Origin of the sequence: Bacillus cereus group sp. N6 (assembly GCF_016483705.1) — a bacterium.
Taxonomy (GTDB): domain Bacteria; phylum Bacillota; class Bacilli; order Bacillales; family Bacillaceae_G; genus Bacillus_A; species Bacillus_A wiedmannii.
The window spans coordinates 1-234 of the sequence record NZ_JAEHBI010000348.1; the positions used below are offsets into that span (position 1 = coordinate 1).

Genomic DNA, 234 nt, shown 5'->3' on the forward strand with positions numbered 1-234 from the left:
GTGTTCCGGCTCAAGTTCATATTCGTCCTGTTGAAGAGTATGTAATTGATGAATTGCCAAAACGTATCGAAAGGGCGCTTGAATCATGACATTAGGTGAATTAACGAAAATTCTTGAAGCTACAGGTTATCCTGTGGCTTATTCGCATTTTACAGCCACACCAACTAATCCAGTGCCAAAGCCACCATATATCTGTTTTCTTGTGAATGGATCAGCAGTGCGCCCATAAAGGTG

1 pseudogene is annotated in these 234 nt (G+C 41.9%); it reads left to right on the forward strand.

Features of this window, described 5'->3' with window-relative positions:
• A pseudogene (locus JDS99_RS31540) lies at window positions 1–89 on the forward strand (HK97 gp10 family phage protein); the annotation flags it as partial.
• Window positions 90–234 lie beyond the last annotated feature (145 nt).